This is a genomic window from Burkholderia sp. S-53 (assembly GCF_025560745.1).
Classification (GTDB): domain Bacteria; phylum Pseudomonadota; class Gammaproteobacteria; order Burkholderiales; family Burkholderiaceae; genus Burkholderia; species Burkholderia pyrrocinia.
The window spans coordinates 2,270,043-2,288,629 of the sequence record NZ_CP090484.1; the positions used below are offsets into that span (position 1 = coordinate 2,270,043).

The 18,587-nt window shown below is 56.3% G+C and carries 11 protein-coding genes; 7 read left to right on the top strand and 4 right to left on the bottom strand.

Annotation, left to right across the window (positions count from 1 at the left end; all coding sequences use genetic code 11):
- Positions 1–713 precede the first annotated feature (713 nt).
- Both LXM88_RS32345 and LXM88_RS32350 read right to left on the bottom strand, forming a co-directional pair.
- Positions 714–2,918, bottom strand: coding sequence for a hypothetical protein (locus tag LXM88_RS32345; RefSeq protein WP_262543516.1), 2,205 nt, complete (start codon positions 2,916–2,918; stop codon positions 714–716).
- 90 nt (positions 2,919–3,008) lie between these two features.
- Positions 3,009–4,307, bottom strand: a complete 1,299-nt coding sequence (locus LXM88_RS32350; protein WP_262543517.1) for a hypothetical protein — start codon at positions 4,305–4,307, stop codon at positions 3,009–3,011.
- Between the two features lie 348 nt (positions 4,308–4,655).
- On the opposite strand from LXM88_RS32350, the gene LXM88_RS32355 reads away from it, so the two are divergent.
- Positions 4,656–5,399, top strand: a complete 744-nt coding sequence (locus LXM88_RS32355; protein WP_262543518.1) for an H-NS family nucleoid-associated regulatory protein — start codon at positions 4,656–4,658, stop codon at positions 5,397–5,399.
- Positions 5,400–5,727: 328 nt separating this feature from the next.
- The gene (locus LXM88_RS32360) at positions 5,728–5,994 is read left to right on the top strand and encodes a DUF1488 family protein (protein WP_226183293.1); all 267 of its coding nucleotides are present in this window, start codon (positions 5,728–5,730) and stop codon (positions 5,992–5,994) included.
- 43 nt (positions 5,995–6,037) lie between these two features.
- On the opposite strand, the gene LXM88_RS37325 is transcribed toward LXM88_RS32360, so the two are convergent.
- A complete protein-coding gene (locus tag LXM88_RS37325; RefSeq protein ID WP_412524153.1) occupies positions 6,038–6,550 on the bottom strand; it encodes a chloramphenicol phosphotransferase CPT family protein in 513 nt (170 codons plus the stop codon).
- 363 nt (positions 6,551–6,913) lie between these two features.
- Between LXM88_RS37325 and LXM88_RS32365 the strand changes: the two genes are divergently transcribed.
- Genes LXM88_RS32365 through LXM88_RS32380 form a run of 4 tightly spaced genes read left to right on the top strand, consistent with a single transcriptional unit; the run spans position 6,914 to position 13,143 of the window.
- Positions 6,914–9,736, top strand: a complete 2,823-nt coding sequence (locus LXM88_RS32365; protein WP_262543519.1) for a type VI secretion system Vgr family protein — start codon at positions 6,914–6,916, stop codon at positions 9,734–9,736.
- A complete protein-coding gene (locus LXM88_RS32370; protein ID WP_262543520.1) occupies positions 9,733–11,334 on the top strand; it encodes a hypothetical protein in 1,602 nt (533 codons plus the stop codon). Before LXM88_RS32365 ends, LXM88_RS32370 begins: the two co-directional genes overlap by 4 nt.
- 15 nt (positions 11,335–11,349) lie before the next feature.
- On the top strand, positions 11,350–12,360 hold the full coding sequence (locus LXM88_RS32375) for a DUF1911 domain-containing protein (RefSeq protein WP_262543522.1): 1,011 nt from the start codon (positions 11,350–11,352) through the stop codon (positions 12,358–12,360).
- 3 nt (positions 12,361–12,363) lie between these two features.
- Positions 12,364–13,143, top strand: coding sequence for a PoNi-like cognate immunity protein (locus LXM88_RS32380; protein ID WP_262543523.1), 780 nt, complete (start codon positions 12,364–12,366; stop codon positions 13,141–13,143).
- A 485-nt stretch (positions 13,144–13,628) separates the two neighbouring features.
- Here LXM88_RS32380 and LXM88_RS32385 read toward each other — a convergent pair whose 3' ends face one another.
- Positions 13,629–15,527, bottom strand: coding sequence for a hypothetical protein (locus tag LXM88_RS32385; RefSeq protein ID WP_262543524.1), 1,899 nt, complete (start codon positions 15,525–15,527; stop codon positions 13,629–13,631).
- Between the two features lie 2,438 nt (positions 15,528–17,965).
- Here LXM88_RS32385 and LXM88_RS32390 point away from each other — a divergent pair.
- On the top strand, positions 17,966–18,541 hold the full coding sequence (locus LXM88_RS32390) for a hypothetical protein (protein ID WP_262547030.1): 576 nt from the start codon (positions 17,966–17,968) through the stop codon (positions 18,539–18,541).
- Positions 18,542–18,587 lie beyond the last annotated feature (46 nt).

Sequence of the window (18,587 nt, forward strand, 5' to 3'; positions counted from 1 at the left end):
TAAACGTTCGCTGGTTCTGGCGATTATTGGTGCGTCTAAAAAGAATCTATTTTATTTAGTCGCCCAACAGGCGACTCGCAAGTCCCGTCAAGAGAGGGGATACGAGCGAAGAAGCTTGTAAGTGAGTTACAAAGTGGTTTGGGTGCGAGAGAATCGCGCCGGCCGCGAATGCGGTACAGATGGCCCTATAGTTCTTTCGTAACGGGGACAGCGTATGGAAAATGGTCATCAAGCGGATTCGAACGATGTACCCGGCATCCGCCTGACGTAACGCTCGCACTATCCAGACCGATGAGGCGTGTCCCTACGGGCTCGGAGTTGCTGACACAGGTTGTCGATGAAGCGTGAGCAGATGATTCGGGTGAGGAGAGCAACACCGGTGCTTACTTGTTTTTACACCGAGCACAGAAGTAAACGCGGCGCCCTTCGCCGTCGTCACGAAACCAAACCTGCTTCCGGCCGGAACTGCGCCAGCCGCGCAACTCAACATTACATCTCGAACAAACAGTTGGACCGAAAGTCGACCCTGGCTTGTTTCGAAAAATGAACGATAGCAGCAATAAAGGCACAAAAATAATGATGACAATACCTGTAATGATGTCCATACCGCTCCCCATCCGCCAATGGTGTACCAGCAACGCTGCTGTCGCAATGCGTCGATGGATGTCGGGCTCATGGCTTCATATGTCCAGGCTACGTTACGGATTCATAGTTCACTCATCCATCTCTGAGGCAAGCACAGATAGCCAACCTGGAAGTGATTTTGCTCTCTCGCGAACATTGTGCATGTGCTCTGGCATCAGCGTCACCCGGCGCATTGCCAACGCGAGCATGAACTCTGGCAAAGCTTGACCAGCTGGCGCGTCGTGGAGGTCCATCAGGCGCAGTATTAGACGCTGCATATCCGCACTGAGGTCCGACCTGGATGCGAAGTTTAGCTCCGATTTGTAAGCCGCGCGGAGTAACGCCGCTTGGATGGCCGGGTCGTTGAAGCGCGTGAAATTTGCCGGCGATATTAGGGTTTGTTGAAAAAGCCCGCTCACCAAGCTTGTGTCTCCGTCCTTTGCGGCACCTGAGCGACATGCTTCCAAGAAAACTGATACAGTCAACAAAACGCCAGCACCGAGGTCGTCTCCAGAAAGTGCTGTCTTCGTTTTCCATAGCAGAAAGCCGGGGGACATTTGAAGCGAAGAGCCGTCAAATGACGGAAGAAAAGTGTGTCTGTCGGTGAGACCGTTTCCCTCTCGAAAGAGATTCAGCCGGTCCTTGAGAGCAGGTGGAGCGATTATGTCGGCGTCGTCACATTCCTCCAACACATGTGCAAGTATCGTCGACTCCTCGGCCCAGTCGAAATCGATATCTCCCTTCCCCACGGGTAGTTGCAGGGAGCACTTAAAGTGATATGCACAATCATCGGCGTTCAGCTGCAAGTCATTCCGAAGTTCTTGTAACCTAGCCTGACTCTCGGGCAACGCGGCAAGAGCGAGAAAAAGTCTGGGCCCCTTCGGTTGCAATGTGCGCAACGCGGCACTTATCTGCTTAAAAGCAAAACCGTTGCCAATGATTGGAGACGCGACTACGACCCCCGCCTTCGACAAAAAGTGCTTCGTTTCATTGCTTGGTCTGTCCAGTTGAAGTCCATCAAAGACTCGAATGTCTGCCTCTGGAGACTTCTCCAACAAGAGCTCTCGGATACGTTTAGTCATCCGTTCCGCCTCGCCCTGACCGGCCCGCCCACCTTCAAGGGTGTCGACGGGATATACAACGGCGATGTCTCCGGCGACTGCGTAGTTAGTCAGCCAGTTTCGAAGTAGGCATCCGTCCGATTGACCATCTAAGCAATACTTATCAACTAAGGCGACAACGTCGAAAGACAGAGACCAATAAAATCCGCCTAGTGGACGCCGTCTACCTGACCGCACAACGTGGTCTTTCGCGAGCGCCGCGAGGGTTAGCTTTCGTCCTTCGTCCAACGCGCCGTGGGCGAGTCTAACCGGTCTTGGTCGGAAATTTTGGTTCAAAAACCGCTCGCCGATAATCTTTACGGATTCACACCCAGGCGGTATCTCCGGAACATCTGGCTCGAAGTTAGGCCGTAGCCCCTCCAAGGCTGGCGCCCCTTTCAGGGCACGCGGAACTTGGAACAGGGAACTGGAGCTCATCGCGCTTTGGTCGGCATGGGAGCCGTTTGGCTCCAATAACAGTAGGGTGCAGCACTCGACATGCCTTGTACCAAGCCTCTCGTATACGAGTCTCTCAAGCCCTCCTGACGTTGACGCTGAGATTATGACGAACGCTGGTCCGGAGTCCACGATGCCGTCCGACAGGCCTTCATAGGACCGAAAGCTCTCGATAACGTAGCGACTTTTGGGGTTATGCTCGCGACGCATCGAAATCAGCGCCTGGGCAAGGGGCCAAATGCTCATGGAGTCAACGAGCACCCGTACCTTTGAATCAACTAGCCTGTCACAATATTCGCGAAATGGCGCGAGTAATCTAAGTGCCAGCAGTTCAATCGCGGCGGTGCAACTGAGTAAGCTTTCGGTTCGAATGAAGTGCGAGGAATGTCGACCGGAGAGTTTGGCGAAGAAGAAGCCGGGCGGCGCTGCGGCGACTACGTTCCCAGCAGTCACTTCAGACGAGATGTGGCTGCGTACTGCGGGCACGAGTATCTCGCTCATCCCGTCGACTTGCAATCGGCGGTCTTCATCTTCGACGTGATAGATATGGCCACTGCCCGTATAGGAGAAGAGCCAGAGCTTGCAGAGAGCCCCGATAACCTCTCGTGCCTCGATGCACTCAGATTCGCCCATCGACTGTCGAAGGCTGGTCGCAGACTTTCTGTCCGCCAACACGACGAGCGCAGGGGCAACGACGTTGTCTGAAGACCAGTCCTTGAAGGCATGCTTGATTTCCACCCAACTTGGTGTATCCGACCCAATGAACAAGAGCAGTGAGCTCTTCGAGATGCTTTCGGGCCCAGAGAATGGAATAAATAGCATCGTTGGTCAGACCGGCAGGAGTATTGAATACGCTGTGCCTTCCACCGCTCCAACTTGTTCGTGCGTCCATGGTCGAAGAAAGAAAACCATCTGACCATCCTGAAGGAACACATGCGTCCCATCGTCGAGGCGGACGTAGTCGTCGTGCGGCTCCGCTCTTCTGAGCTGAAGTTCGATGTCTCCGATAGCTGACTGCGTACCAAACAGATACCCCAGACGGCCGGTGCGCAAGCGTAAGAACCCATTGCGCTTTCGCAAAAGGCTAGCCACGCTGAAGAGCCCGACTCCCCTCAGTGCATTGCCGGAGGACGTTCGCCATTTTTTGAAGCATTCAATGACCGCATCCTCTTCCTCATGCAACGGAATTTCATTCAACTTGTTCACTGAGCGTTTGTTCTGCGGTCGGTTAGCTAGCCATCGGCGGGCCAACCCTGGCCCGGAGTCGACCATACTCAGTTCGATGAAGCTCAGCTTGCGTGCTTGTCCATCGCGCGAGCTCGGTATGACGTCCTTTTGCACCTTCGGATGTGTTGTCAGGCTGTGCAGTAGGTAGGCCTGGATATGCGAATTTCCACCGGCAAACATTTCCAGATTGTCGTCGTCGATGTCACGGAGCCTGACAGTAACCGCCCGAACGCCCTTGTCATATTCCACGCCCTTGTGGTCTACGCGGGCCCACCAATCTGAATTCTCAACGAGTTCGCGCATCAAGTGTGCTAAAGGCTCAGAAACCTCACGCACATAGCCGCCGGGCCAACGCGGCGCCAACTGCATAAGAATGTCTTGAATTACGACGCGGATATCACCTTCTGGCCTTACGCGCCACTGTGTCCGATATTGCTCATAGAAGGGCCTTATGTACTCGCGTTTGCTGCCTTGAACACAAATTAGATTCGCTCGCCCCTCGGTAGTGTCGTGAGTGCGCTGGAAATCGAAATTGTCCATCGCATCGAGGAAGGCAGCGTATCCCCTCGCTTCACGACGTTTTAGCAGGATGTGAGACTCATCGTAGAGCTTACCGCCCAACACCCAAGCGGCTAGAACGTGAGGTATGCCGAGTTGTTTTTGAAGCGTTGCCTCAAAGTTTGTCGACGCCGCATCGAGGGTCGAGAAAAGAACGCTTTCGGCCGTATCTTTGGAACGGGCCCATGTGACAACGAACTGCAGCAGCGCTGCTTCGGCGCAGAAAGAGGTTACGCCGGGGGATGTTCCGGGCGTGGGGACCTCGAGTTCACGTGCACCTTCTCGCTCGAGTTCGGCGATGGCACGTTCGATACTTCGGATATCTGGTTCGGGAATTCTCATCGTAACGGGCAGCTCCAACTCTATCTGGACAGCAACGTTGCGGGTATTGCGGAATTCAGTGTTGCAGTCAGGTCGCCGCTCAAAAATCGGTCGCCGATATGCTGGAGAGCAACTCTGCCGGCAAACAAGAAATCATGAGATGAGTTAATCATAGACCCAAGGACACAGCTATGCACGTCTCATATAGGCGAGGTCTTGGAGATTTTTGTGTCAGAGGGACCGCTGGGCGCCAACGCTTCCCGCGACAAGCTGTGTGTTAGGAAAGAGAGCTCGCATACGATTGTTGCTCTGGTGTAGCGGAGGGTGTGTGTGGCATAGTGCAAACATTCTTTTTGAAAGGTTGAGACTATGGCTACGCTTGAGAGCATACAAACACGAATCGCAAAGCTGCAGGCTCAGGCCGAGGCGCTGGTCGCAAAGAAGTCGACCGAAGTATTGGAAAGAATCCGTGGCCTGATGGAGAAGCATGGAATTACGACGACCGACATCGAAGCGCATGTTGGCGGAAGACAGCGTGGCCGGAGAACCGGTATCAAAGCTGCTGCAAAGTCCACCACTTCAACAGCGAAGTACCGTGACCCCGAGACGGGTGCGACATGGACCGGTCACGGTCGCGCGCCGGGATGGATTGCGAATGCCAAGGACCGGAGTAAGTTTTTGATTGATGGCGTGTCGCCCAAGGTGGCCTCCGGCGCCAAGAAGTCTGCAACGCACGGCAGCCATTCGCAGGGCTCGCTGCCGCCTCTATACCGCGACCCGAAAACCGGAGCAACGTGGAGTGGCCGAGGCCGCGCACCAGCTTGGCTGGCGGGAGCCAAGGACCGGTCCAAATTCCTGATTGCAAAAGCAGATGTAACCGCAGCAAAGCCGAAGGCAAAAGCGGCAAAAAAGACAGCAACAGCTAAAAAGGTTTCCAGCAAGAAGGTAGCTGCCAAGCAAGTCTCGGCAAAGAAAGGCACCCCGGTCGCCAAGAAGGCGACGGCGAAGAAGCCTGTGGCAAAGAAAGCTAGGAAAGCAGCGACCAAGAATGTGGCGGGTGCGGTCGAGCCGGCGCAGGCGGCCGAGGCGTCGACTACGCCCGCTACCGCATAAGCGCTTGCCTCGCAGCGCCCGATAAGGTCGAATCGAGCAACCCCGCAGTCGGCGCTGCTCGAAATTGACTTCGATGCCAGGTTGCGCGCCGGCAACTATTCCGCACAGTAGGCCACGCGGGACTTGGCGCGTTGGTCTCGCTACGATATCTGCTCAATTCTGAGCAGATATCGTGGGGCCGACTGAGCGCCCCAATCAGGTTTGGTGAAGACTGCTGAGCACCAACTGGTAGTCCCGTTAGGTCGTGGTCTGCACTGGTTGAGACACTGGTGGTTCCCCCGCTACGATGTGCGCTGTTACGGTCGAATCATGCATATGGAAACCAATCGTGGAAGTACCTGAACTTCACCCTCGCGTTACGGAGGACGGTCGAAGCGTAGCCTTTATGCTGCCACACCGTGGTCGGGAGGTGGCATGCCATGTGACACGCGATGTGCTTGAGCAGCATTTTTGGGTGCAACCTGGCGCCAGTGAGACACGGATTCTCCAAGCATTTGTCGATGGTCGTCGGCGCCTTGTGGCCATGGCTGAGCGGAAGATGCTCGCGCATCGCGACGAGCCCGTCGTGCTGACGATGGATGATTTCGGCAAGTGAGGACAGCCGTGATTGCTGCGGAAGTGGTGGCCTAGGCCTGCTCTTACGGTATTTGGGACCGTACGAAGGAGCGGATGAGGTCGGCCCCCTCCTGGACAGAGATTGCCGATGTGTCTACTCGCATCGAGTATGGCCGTGAGTACGCCGGATGGCCGAATTGAGACCGGGCCATCCCTTCAGCTCTGTCAGGCCGCAAACGTTCCCGCTCCTCGAGAGTTTCCAGCGGCGCACAAACTCCAATAACGAACGTCGGCCGCGAAGCGAGCACTGCAAGGCATGCGTCAAACTCGTCGTCGTTCCGAAGCACGAGGTCGAGAATGATGTCGAAGTGGCTTTCCGCGACACGGCGAAGCGTCGACTGCAAATTCCAATAGTGAATCTGCAGGGCTTGATTCAGCTCCTTGTCCGACCGCATGTCCCGCCGTCTCGACATTTCGACGAATGCGTCCAGCGTAATGTGGAAAGTGGGCGTTTCTGCACTGTCCTGCAAGGCCCTCGCTAAACTACTCTTTCCGGCGCTTGTCGGCCCGTGTAGCACAATGGCAATCGGCATCATAGGACCCTCGGTGCGCCAGCCAATCTTCGTTTCATCAAAGGTACATCGACGGCAAGTCGTGTTTACATAGAGTACTTGTCGATGCGCGATTACTGCTATCCCGTTGGCTCGTTCGAGATGCTATCGGTCACAAGGCCTTCCTGACTGGCGAGGCACGTCATCAAAAGCCGGGTGTCAATTCTATCCCGATTGCAATCAATCTAGGAAATTTGTGGTTATTATTCGCTTTTTGAATCGAATGGAAGAGCGTTGAAGCCGCGCCGGCGGACGCTGGCCATAAGTCCATCCCGCTTATTGTCTACATAGGGTTTCCCCCGTATGATTTTGCTCGGCCGTGAGAGAGGCCGGCACAAGGAAAATCATATGGGAGCGCAGGACCTTATTGCGTTGATAAATTCGGGGTTAATCCAATCCGACCGGATTGTGAAATTGGACACTCCGGCAGGGCCGAATGTGCTGCTGCCACATATCGTGGTGGGTACTGCTCGCCTGGGTGGCAATTTCGAGATTGCCGTTGATATTGTTTCGCCGCAGGATTCAATCGAGCTGAAGTCCCTCATTGCGCAGCCCGTCACACTTTGGATTCAGCAGTCCGACAAGACGTATCGTTCGCGACACGGGTATGTTCACACGGCACGCCGACTGGGTGCCGACGGGCGGCTGGTCAGCCTGCAGATAATTTTCTCATCGTGGCTTCACTTCCTGAAGTTTCGCAAGGACGCGCGGATATTCCAGGACCAAACGGTCGAAGCCATTCTCGAAACGGTGTTCCAAGGGCATCCTCAGGCGGTCGGGGCATACCGAATCGAGGTCACCAAACCGTCACCGGTTCGCTCGTTCTGCGTGCAGTGTGAGGATGATTGGACTTTCGTCCACCGGCTGATGGAGTCGGAGGGCTGGTTCTATTATTTCGAGCACGCCAAAGACGGCAAATCCCATACCCTCGTCATCACAGACGACCTGTACTCCCTCAAGCCGCTTGAGCCGGAGCAGGTCCGGTTCTATCGTGCCGGCGTCACGCATCAGCCCGACGCGCTCGTGCAATGGTCGGGCACGCGGACCTTGCAGAGCACCTCGTATTCGACGAGTACGTTCGACTATAAGAATCCCGAGGCGCGGAAGGAAAAGTCATTTCCTACTGTCGCGAACCAAGGGGACCTGCCGCAGCAGGCCGAGGTCTACGAGTACACGGGACCATACACGTACCTCGATGATGACCGTGGCGACCGGTTGGCCAAGCTCAAGCTCGAGGAATGGGAATCGCGCGCGAAGCGATTCCACGGTGTAGGTAGCGTACCGAGTATCGACGTCGGTCGCTGGTTCAGTTTGCTGGACCACCCCGAGCACGACGGAGATAGCGCCGAGGACCGCAAATTTGCCGTGGTCGAGGCCACTTGGTACATCCGCAACAATCTCCCAGTAGGGGAAAGTCGCCCGTATCCGCATAGCCTCGATGCTCGTCTCGCCGAAGTCCGCCAAGCCCACGGCGAAACGGCATCTGCATTCGCGGTTAAAGATGCTTTGGGCAGCGAGGGCTTCTTCGCCGTTGAGGTCGAAGCTCAGCGCCAGAAAGTTCCGTTCCGGAGCCCGTTCGAACACAGTAAACCCGTCATGCACCTGCAGACGGCGACAGTCGTCGGCCCCGGCAACGAGGAGGTCTACACCGATTCGCTGAACCGCATCCTGGTGCGCATGCACTGGGACCGACGGCAGGGTCTTGGAGCCACGTGCTGGGTTCGGGTCGCGTATTCCGACACGGGCGGCGGTTACGGCAGTGTGCACGTGCCACGTGTCGGCGAAGAAGTCACTATCGACTGGGTCGGTGGTGATTGCGACCGCCCGATTGCGACGGGTCGCGTCTACAACGGCGCGACGCAGCCTCGCTGGCACTCGAATGGCATTCTGTCGGGGTTTAGCTCGAAGGAGTATGGCGGCGGAGGCTACAACCATCTGGTGATGGACGACGCGACAGGCCAGAACCGGTTGCAGCTCTTCTCGTCACAAGGTAGCTCGATGCTTCACTTGGGTTACTTGATTGCCCAAGACGGTAATGTACGCGGCAACTACCTGGGAAGCGGATTCGACTTACGTACCGACGCCTATGGTGCGATTCGCGCCAACCGGGGGCTATTCCTCACGACGCATCCTGGCTCTGGCGCCGCAGCCCAGCAACTCGACGTCCGGCAGGCTCAGCAGCAACTCGCCGGCGCACACAATCTCGTCGAGTCGCTTTCGGATGTCAGCACCCAGCATCAGGCCGATAGTTTGAAAGCGGGCCAGGAGGCGCTCAAGGCCTTTACGGACGCGACGGCCGACAATGTCGAAGGGCAAGGACAAGCGAATGGTGGTCGCACGGCGGGTGGTGGAACCGGCTCTGCCAACGTATTTAAGAAACCCATTCTCCTGGCAGCGAGCCCGGCCGGCATAGCACTATCGACGCAGCAATCAGTACACCTGGGAGCGGACGCACAGGTCAACCTCGTCAGCGGTCAGAGCACCCACATCGCTGCCGGCAAGTCGCTGCTCGCGAGCGTCGCCGAGCGCATCAGCCTATTCGTCCAAAACGCTGGAATGAAGCTCTTCGCAGCGAAGGGCAAGGTGGAAATCCAAGCGCAGTCGGACAACATCGAATTGACCGCGCAAAAAACGGTGAAGGTGCTGTCGGCGACGGACAAGGTTGAAGTCGCGGCAAGCCAGGGTGTCCTGCTGACATCTGGTGGAGCGTACATCCGAATCCAGGACGGCAATATCGAGATTCACGCTCCGGGCAAGATAGACATCAAGGGAGCGCAGCATGCGTTTGCCGGCCCCACGAGCGCACCCTATGATTTGCCAGTCCTGCCCAAGGGCGACCTGCACAACAAGCTCGAACTGAATCTCACGGACGACAACCTGAAGGCTGTGCCTCAAGCCCCCTACAAAGTCGTGTTTGAGAACGGGACGACTCTGGCCGGCAAGCTCGATGGAAACGGTCACGCGGTCCTGCGTGACGTGCCAGATGGCACCGCAAAGGTATTCTTCGGGGAGGACGCCCGCCCATTCACGCCACCGCCTGCTCCAGCGCCCACAGAGCTCGCACAGCCTGATGTTCTCAAAGAACTGCATGCGGCCGGACACGATGGCATTACGCAGGAAAACCTCTATAGCCTGTTCAAGAAATTTTCTGGCCGGCCGGACGTGAAATGAACGAAAACGACCAACAAGCAATCGAAGAGGCCGTCAAAGAGATTGGCTGGTCAATGGCGACCAACGCCGTGCCGTTGTTCTATGTCGCGCAGAACGTCTACGACACTACGGAAAGCGTCTGGACGGTGTGGAACGCACGCGAAAGTGCGGACGAGATGACGAAAATCGAGGCCGGCATCGACCTGGTGTTCGCCGTCGTGGGCTGGGTCCCTGTCGTCGGCGCTGGCGTCAAGCGTACGTTCCGCCTCGTCAATCACAAGTCTGAAATCTACGGCCCGCTGCTGTTCGACATTCTGCGGCTGGTTCTCCAGCAAGCGCATATTCAAACCAGCCCGGATGCGTTGATTGATAAGCTGTTCGATGCCACAGGCGTCAAGAAGTACCTGACCGAGGCGCGCGAGCATATCCAAAAATCCTGGCTGTATCGGGAGATGCCGTCCGCGATGCAGGCCACGTTTATGCAGGCGCTGACCTTCGTCGAAACGAACCTGCCGTACTGGCTCGCGCAATTCGTCCAACGCAAGCTGCTCCACTGGCGCAAGAAGCAGCCGAATTCGTCGGCGGTCAGTACGCTCGATGAGCATCGCACCACCGAGAAGCCTGGTGCGAAGGGCGAAGAGGCGAAAGCCGGTCATGACCGGCCGGTCGCGACGCCCTCACGAGGCGTGGTGAATGCCAAGCTTGCTGTAACCGATATTACGACGAGTATCACCGGCATCCTCGGCGAACACATCGGCGACTACTACTGCTACGAGAAACTCAAGTGGGGTAACGGCTGGAAGGACCACGACAAAGGCTTGAGCGGCAAGTGGAGCGAGCAACCGGGCCTGCGGGTCATGGGCAAGCTAAACGACAACGGAAAGCTGAACAAATTGTTTGACCTCAAGGCACGCGGCCGTGGTATCGACGGCGTTTGGCGTGCTGCGCCGTTCAGCAACCAGACGAAAGACTTCGCTATCGTGGAAATCAAGGCTTCCACGACGACACGAAAGCTAAAGGACCCAAACGCCAAGCATAGTATCGCTAGCAAACTCGGAACCGTGAAGGAAGCTGTCCGCCCGCCAGCAAACGACCTTCTCGAGCCGCCCGAGGACGCCGGTCCCGCCTTACCCTCCAAAGGAGGTGGCAAGCCTGGTGGCGGAGGCAAACCCGGAAGTGGGGGAGGAAAGCCGTCCAGCGGGGGCAAGCCAACTGCGGGAGGAGGTGCTGGAGATACTCCCTCACATGGTCAGCAGAAGTCCCAGCCCACACCCCCAGAAGTCACATCCAGCTCCACTACTGATGCTGGTGGGAAAGACGCGACCAAGGGCGACAAATCGGTGGATAGAGTCCAGATGAGCACTGCCTGGATTCAGCGGAATCTTCCACAAGCGGTGTCTGAATCATTGGTTTCGGCAATCTTACGGGTGGGCTATTCCCGACACATTCTGTACATTCCTTTTTACCTGCCTGCAGCAGCGCAGCACGTTGAAGCTTTGGCGACAGGGGACGAACACGGCCACACCGACCACGACCTACCCTTCACCCACCATTACAAAGAAGGTGAAGTGGCGGAAGCAGTTAAGCTCAAAGCCAGCAGGTTAAAATCGCGAGCGTAACTTGAGAGGGTGGACATGAACGACGATTTTGATTCGAAGCGGCGACAGCGTTTTCTGGGCGAAGACTACTTCAAGTGGTTGATGGAGTCGTTGAGTGACGACGTTGCATACTGGTCGGAAAATATTGCCCCCACCGGCGAAACCGAAAGTGAGCGTAAAGCGACAACGGCCCTGTACCTCTCGTCTTACAGTTATCGTCGCTTCTTGCTGATGTACACAGGTGGCGTAGATATCGAGCACCTGCGCGTCGAGCTCGAGTCCGTGGTTGACGCATTTGAGCAATACACCAAAGCTAAGCGCCTTTATGAGGCAGACGCAGAGCAGCCCCCGTTGGCCTTTAGCGTCATCGGCGATTATGAGACTGTCATGCAGCTAATTGGCTGCTGCTATCTCATGCATCGACGTGACCTGCTTCCCCGAATCGTCGGCATGTTTGACCCTGCTTATCGAGGGCAAGACACTCTTTACGAAGACCTCTTGTCCTATGAGTTTGCGGGACGCGTCGACGTAGACAGTTGGTTCCACGATGTTCCATATCGTCCGCTCGTTTTTTCCCTGTATCGCGAAACGAAAGATGAGTGCATCAGCGACATCATTGAGTATCTTGAGGCTTGGTATCCGGGTATGACCGCTGCGCCGTGGCACGACGGCCATCTCGAAGCGCAGAAGAATGGCAAAGGGTCGTACGTCGGCTACTGGGCAATCGAGGCTGCTGCGGCAGCGTACCTTTTGAAGGTTGACGACAGCTCGTTCCGCGACCATCTTCTTTACCCGAAAGACCTCGCAGACTTCGCGCGCAACTACGACGCCGCGACGAGCAATGCGCCGGCACTTCAGGGTAATGGGGCGAAGACGGTGCGTACGGGGCAAGTCTGCCCGGAAACCGGCATCTGGAAGGCCCAGGGGCACCACGTTCCGGGCGTGCTGGTGCAGCAGGGTGAACGCATGCCGGAGGTCTTCGCACCGGACAAGAGCGGTGCATATCGTCCGCAATCAGCACTTTGGGAGTTCGAACGCAAGGCTTGAGTAATGGACGAGTTTTCGCACCGACGCCGCCAACGCTTCATCAGCGAACAGTATTTCGACTGGCTATCAGCCTTCCAGGCCCAGTCCATCGAGAAGTGGACGCACACGCTGCCTGCGAATGGTACCGAGGCGGTAAAACACGCAACGGCTGCCTGGCTGCGCGCTACTGCCCGTTTTGAGCTGATGATGCTTCGATACACGGCGGGAGAGCCCATCGCATCAATGCGAGAAGAGATGGAAGATGTGGTGACTGCCTACGAAGAGTATGCGAAGCGTCAGCGGGTCGTCCGCAATGACCCGCAATGGCCGGCACTGCTGCTTACCGAGTTACCCGACTATGAACGAGGGATTCAGCTCATCGGTCTTTGCCATCTATTGCATCGGGGTGACTTGCTACCGCGCATCGCGACCCTCGAGGACGGGTACTATCGTGGACAGGACACCCTGTTTGAGGACCTCCTTGCCTACGGCATGGAGGGGCGGGCAGATGTCGACCAGCGGTATCACGAGTCGTACCGCGATTGCATCAACAGCATTTACATCGACCGAGACGATGAAAGCATCACCTATCTCAATACGTACCTCGAAAACTGGTATGCCTCCATGGAGAAGGCTGGATGGCATGACACGCATCTCGACCTATCTGAACGCGGCGGAGGGTATTTCGGGTATTGGGCAATTGAGGCAGCGGCGATAGCCTACCTTCGCGGGCTGGCCGATGCACCGCTTCGGAAACATATTGTCTATCCGAAGGATTTGGTGGACTTCGCCAGAAACATTTGAAGAACTTCCGAAAGCCACACCAGTGCCTACCGGCCCGCAAGCTGTGCGAACGGGTCAGGTCTGCCCGGAAACCGGCATCTGGAGGGCACAGGGGCACCACGTGCCCGGCGTGCTGGTGCAGCAGGGTGAACGCATGCCCGAGGTCTTCGCACCAGACAAGAGCGGGGCGTATCGTCCGCAGTCAGCAGTCTGGGAGCTTGAACGGAAAGCATGAGCTTCATGCGGCTGGCGTGACTGCAAACGCACGCCTGCCGCTTACTTCGACGAACCTTTCCTCAAGCACCGGAAGGCGAGCTATGCGACGGGCTGCTTCAAAGTGGGCGTAGAAGTTTGCCTTCCCCATTCGATGAGTCTGAAGGCGATGCCTTCGGTCGCTTGTCAAAACACCTCTTCGGTCGATTAGCTACAGCGGCATAGTTTCGGAGGCATTGAACTAATAGTTGGTCACACTTCGCGTCGAAATTGCAAAGAGTCGATGTCAGCAATCACCCCTTCCATCGCTTGCATACCTGCTCATCCTTCGGGTACCGATGCTTTTGTTGGTCATACAGGTCGCTTAATCCATCCGGAGCCTCGTTCGCCTGACCATGCAATAGGATGTCACTTAGTTCCGGAGACGCGTTCGGAAGGGCTCCCGCATACAACCAGCCCAGGTCGCGATACGCTCGGAACAAGTTGATGCTGTTGCTGTACGTCGTGAAGGCGGTGCTTGTCTGAGGGAACACCCACTTATGGTCACCGTTCTGCACCGCGTCGGTTGTATCCTGAAAGTACTCGATGAGTGGGCAGCTGTACGTGCCTGTAGCTGTTGTCACGGTACCATCGCAACGCGCAGGATTACCAGGCTCCCCCTTCGGCAGGAAGGGCTGTTTGTGGGATGGGTCTGGGGGATACCAATCGTCGACGACTTTCATCCACTCCCCTTGGTCTATCGCGGAATTGATGTAGTAAACGGTAATGCCATCGAGATGTTTGGGAGTCACCTCAGGCTCAGCGAGGTTTTCTCCTTGCAGCAGAGGCAATCCGTCCACGCCGGGAGTGTATGGGACCACGTGGCCAACCCAAACGCGGCGTCTCCAGTTCATAGGCGAGATATTGCCTCCGTCCTTTGTCGGATGTACGTAAATCTGTCGGTTACCGTCCCAGGTGCACTTTTGTGCAAGATGATACTTCTCGGGACGACTCCCTGTCGGCAACGACGGGTCGCCGTCGAAATCCATCGTGTAGCCATGCACGTTCAAATAGTAATTGACGGAGCACAGTGAGGCTAACAGCATCGCATTCGACTTGGGGTCGTAGTCGTTCTCGCCAGCGACTGCCACAATGTTACGCACGCCTCTACGCAAGAGGGGAACCAGTCCTAGGTTATCGCCGGTCTGGCCTCCGTCGGAGAGATGAATGGTCGGCCCTTTCTCGGTAGTTACAGGAGAGTCAAGGTAATAAAACGGCCAGATGAGCAGCGAGTGAAGGCGACGTTTGATATCGGGTTCGTTATAGTTTGCGATATCAAATCCCCATCGAAGATTAATGGTTTGAAGCCCGAAATTAACCAATCCTCGCGAAATATGAATACTACGCTGTGCCGTGTCCGCAAAAGCTGCCGATGACAGAACGGCCATGGGCACAGTTAGGCTAACCAACCAAGGAGAGCCTCGCACGTAGCCATAACGACCGGAGCCGAACATATCGAACGATATTTCAAAGACATCCGAACTCAAATCGTAGTGTTTTGGCGAAAGGTCAAGGCCCGTGTTGCCGGAGTTGGCTGTCGCCTGAATAATCCACTTCGGCAAATAGCCGCCGAGCTTCTCTTTTGTAGTATTTGGGTCGCGTGTGTAGATGATAGACAGGTCACTGAAGTCCAGACAGTCTGCCATTTCTTTAAACCGCTCTGCATGAGGTGATACCGGGAGCTTGTCTCCAGGCTGTGGCATGTAGCCGTATGTGCGCATAATGCCGTACAGATAGTCGTATTGCGTGGGTGAGACCCGCCATTTCCAGTCAAAGAGGACATTGGTGAACCAGTTAACGGGGGCCGTTGCCAGCGACTCTGCGAAGAGCATTGCGAATGTGCCGCCAAGCTGATTGGCATAGCGAGTGCGAGCAACCACGCCGTCCTTGTATTTGGACTTCTGCGCTCTGTCTGTGCGCAGCAAATCCTGATAGCACTCAACCCAGCCCTGATATGCTGCCTGTTGGACGTTTTTCCACACAGGGGCACTCAGGTCTGTGGGACGAGGGTCGTCCGTCGGCACCGGCCCGAGGTTCGTGCAGCCGCCGGGCAATTCCGCGAGACTGTCCCAACGATGGTGAACCTCATCAGGTGAAAACAGCCATACGTAAGGAAGTTCCCGCCTTCTACTATCGAGGTTGCGGGTTTCCATGAAATAGCGCGTAAGACCTGGATACGCGCGAATGACAGGGACGTCGTCGAGGATTGCACGATACGCCTTGTAATATAGGTAGAAGGCAGTATACGAACCTCCGGACACTGAAGTGAGATAGTCCGTACGGTAAAGCCAACCCTCGTCGACAAAGCGCTTCACTACGCCCATCGCGAACGGCGAGGCCTTCGAGCCCCCCCTGACAATGCCAGGCCGAGAGTGGGCAACGGTTTTTTGTTCGGTTTAAGCTCCTCGACGACGCCAGAGTTCGTGTTCAGAATGCAATCCAGCTTATCTGACGTTTTTTCGCACGGCGGAAGCGCCTGCGATACGTGAGAAGGGACGCCACCAACCACGCAGCCAAAAAGAATTGGACTAACTGCGAGAAGAAGCAGGATTCCCTTTCTCACGGCACCACCCCCGTCGTTCATCTTCGTTTATATGAGCTGCAGGTCCCTATGCAGCTATACGTTCAATCTTGGTGTGTTTGCAAAGATAATAATGAATTGCAGAAAATCAACCGTATGAGGGGTTTCCCGCATTGTTGGTCTGCGCCGTGGCACGGATTTGCCACTGTCGCCGCTCGCAGCTGTGTTCTCAAGCATCTGCACACCGATGCTGGAGGCCGTGGAGTAGCAGGCCGTACATACCTACTCACCGGGCAACAGGCCGGCGTCTATTTTCTCACTGAGCGCTTGGCCATGCGGCTGCTCGATGGCCCGCAGCCTATTGATTTTCTGCGACGCGTGTGCGCCAAATCTATCGGCCTAGGTTCAATCTCCGAAGAACTGCTTCGCGCACGCAGTGAGACTTTCCACCCCGCCAAATGACGAGAATGCGTGCGCTCCTACGTCGTTTACCTTGCTGGGGTCATAGCTCGTCGCACGCCCCAGACGTGCAGCGAGCGCGAATACGAGGTAGGGGCCTTCTTCACTATTCGAAACCCTGATTCGGCCAGTGGTAGCGCTTCTAGTGTACGGATATGGAGGTGTGCCTTGTCCTCTCAGTTCTGCTTCCGTTACGGGTGTGGGTTTGCTCAGAGAGGGGTCATGGATAAGTTGCGCTGCGGCAACGGATATTTCGGCAGGCGATTGGTTTTCGTCGGCCACGAGAGCGTAGACATTGTTGTTGTCCCTCAAGCGAACAATCGCACCTGCATTCAGATATCCAGTCGGTCCGTTCTTGCCTGTAAGGCTTGACGGCATCACCAAAAAGGGGAGCCTGTCGGCGTCTGCGTATTGAACCCCCTGGCCGTCGGGTGAACTCACTGGATAGGCTGTCACCGAACTGAAAAAACCCGGAGCGGGGTCGCCCTGTTTCTGCACGGGTAGCGGACCGCTACCGAGGTCATCGCCCCAGACAGGCTTGTCCCCAACCTTTCTCGTGCTATTGGCGGCAAAGCCATAGACGCAGAACGCCGGGGACTTCACTGGGTCCCACTGGACAGCCTGCGCCTGGCGAACTGCAGCCCTGCAGGCGGTGTCGTCGCGAACGCATCTGCCGGCCCGGTAGATGTCGAGCCCGTCACAAAGGCTAGAACTGCCTATATTCTCTGGGTGATAGGCAGTGGATGCGCCGTCCGTGTCGGTGCTCAGGCTGCCGGCCCATACGACGAAGCCACCTGGGAAGGTTGCAAACCTGTTTCCCTTCGGCTGTTTCCCGGGAAGATGAATCTCGGTAAAAGTGGGGCAGGCGCTTTCAGCAAGGGTTGCCCCGGAACCCGACATGAAGCCTCCTACGAGGAGCACAACAATCGCAGAACGTACGTGGACAGTCACAATGCCTCCGGCGCAAGTATAGGGAGTAAAGGTAAAGACGCGCTGAGTGACAAGCGACGCATTGGCCGCTCAACTGACATAGTCCACTATAACCCCCATAAAGCCAACTGGCGACTTAGGCAGCGGCGCAAGATGTACCGGAAACGCAAAAACGAACGGCTCGAGCGAGGGTTCGCATCGCGTCGTCGCTCAAAACCTTTGGGATTAGCGTTGCCCAGTCCGGTGTCCCGCCGATATTGAGGTGCGAGCGACGTCCGTATGGCACGCCGGCCACGGGCTCGGATGTGCGATATATTGATGCAGTCATCATCGACGGAAAAAACTATGTCCCGCCTCGGCATCGAACACGACCACGGCCACGTCTATGAGGGCACAGAAAGTCCAAACCACCTCACTGTCCCAGCGCCAATACTTTCTCAGTGCTCACTCATTGAGTCTCCGTCGGCCCTCGACGATTTGCCAGGCGGGATACTGAGTGACCCGTTTCGATGGATTTTTCGCGAGGACTCATTCGACCCAGTGTCGCGAGTTCGGCGAGGTCGCCTTTTCCAATCGTTTGAAGGAGCCAATCGAGTATCGTATTCCGTCGAAGCCCACCCCAACTTGCTATCGGATAGTCGCCGGAGGACCGAAGACGGCCGGGTCCGGAAGGAATTGAATGTGTTCATTCATTGCACTGAACTGTTGGGACGTGCCAATCGTGGGGAAGGGCTCCAATTAGCGATAGGCAACGCGAAGGCGCACTCGCTCTGGCGAATCCTGCAGACTGAGCAGACGGTCAGTCAGGATGTGTTGGTGACGCTTCGAGCAGAGTCTGCATTTGGCGTCCTGCCCGCTCTCAACATTGAACAAGCTCCGGACGAAACGCGCAAGTCCGTGTCGGATGCCTACGAGCGTGTCATGCAAGTGGCGTACAGAGGTTCTCCAACATCGGTCGTCGACCAATGCCGTAACCTGTGCGCCGTCGTCAGCGCGCGGTGGCTGTACAAGTTGACCGGAAACAGAGCAATACTCGAAGAAGACCTTGGCGACTGCATTACAGCGGTCAAGAAGCACTTCGGCGAAAAGGAGCAACGGCTCATTCGCGCGTCCCTCGAAACGGTCAATCTACTCCACCCGAGGGGAAAGGATAACGAACGCGAACGCTACAAGCTTCGAGAGGTATCAAAGGAGGACGCTGAACTTGCCTTGCACGCAACGGGTTTCTTGCTCAGAGAACTCGGATGGGGACGTTGATGCGCACCATTCCGACTGATTAGCGGTATAGCAGCTGCGGACTGTC